Genomic DNA, 1,437 nt, shown 5'->3' on the forward strand with positions numbered 1-1,437 from the left:
CAGCGGGAGTACAGCTTTGATGAGCACGCGACTCTGATGTCCACCACGGACACCGAGAGCTACATCAAATATGCCAATCAGGCGTTCATGGAGGTCAGCGGCTTCGAGCCGCAAGAAATCCTCGGCCAGACGCACAATCTGGTGCGCCACCCGGACATGCCCCCGGCCGCTTTTGCCGACATGTGGGCCACCCTCAAAAGCGGCGAGCCCTGGAGCGCACTGGTCAAGAACCGGCGCAAGAACGGGGACCACTACTGGGTTCGGGCCAATGCCATTCCCATCATCCGCAATGACAAGGCCAAGGGCTATATGTCGGTGCGCACCCAGCCCGAGCGCAAAGAGGTCGAGGCGGCGCAAAAGCTGTATGAGTCCATGCGCGACAAGGGCGGTTCCGCGCCTGAGCTGCACAAAGGCATAGTCTCCAAAAAGGGGCTGGGGAAGCTGCTGTCGATCTGGCGGCACATGGGGGTGCGCCGGCGCATTCGCCTGAACTCGCTGGCCTTGTGGGGCGCTCTGGTGCTTGGGGCCTGGCTGCTGGCTCAAAGCCAGATGCAGTTCCTGTCGATGGCGGCCTTCATGACGGTGGCCCTGATGCTGATGACGCTGTTGCTCGAGAGCCAGTTCGCCACGCCGCTGGAGCTGCTCAAGCGTCAGTCGCTGAACGTGGCCACCGGCAACAACCGGCAGACGGAATACTTGCAGCGCTCGGATGAAATCGGCACCACGCTGCGCACGGTCAACCAGATCGGTCTCATGTTCCGCTGGCTGGTGGACGATGTGAACCAGCAGGCGCTCAATGTTCAGCAGGCTTGCAACGAGATTGAGCAGGGCAACAGCTATCTGCACGGGCAGACGGAGCAGCTGGCGGTGAATGTGGCCCAGACCTCGGCCTCCATGGAGCAGATCACGGCCCGGGTTCAGTCCAGCGCCGATACGGCGCAAAAAGCCGGCGTGCTGGCCAGCGAAGCCAGCGCGGCGGCCTTGCGCGGGGGGCAGTCCATGGATCAGATCGTCTCCACCATGGAGTCGATCACGGCCAACTCCCGCCGCATTGCCGACATCGTCGGCGTGATTGACAGCATTGCCTTTCAAACCAATTTGCTGGCGCTGAATGCGGCCGTGGAGGCCGCCCGTGCGGGCGAGCATGGCAGGGGGTTTGCCGTCGTTGCCGGTGAGGTGCGGGCCCTGGCGCAGCGCAGCGCCGATGCCGCCAAGGAGATCAAGGCGCTGATTCAGGCCAGCACGGCCACCATCGAGGCCGGCTCTCTGGTGGTCAGCGATGCGGGGAGCAATATCGGCGACATTGTCTCCCAGGCGCGCAGCGTGGCGGACTTCATTGCCGAGATCAGCAAGGCCACGCGCGAACAAAGCGAGGAGATCAGCCAGGTAGGGAAGTCGGTGGCGGACATGGACTATCTGACGCAGCAGAACGCGCAG

1 protein-coding gene is annotated in these 1,437 nt (G+C 63.3%); it reads left to right on the top strand.

All coding sequences use genetic code 11. From position 1 onward, the window contains the following. Positions 1-1,437, top strand: a 1,437-nt coding sequence (locus V8Z78_RS26945) for a methyl-accepting chemotaxis protein (RefSeq protein WP_349732503.1), incomplete at both ends; no start/stop codon positions are given.

The sequence above is a fragment of the Comamonas sp. wu1-DMT genome (assembly GCF_040187805.1).
Lineage (GTDB): Bacteria > Pseudomonadota > Gammaproteobacteria > Burkholderiales > Burkholderiaceae_C > Comamonas > Comamonas thiooxydans.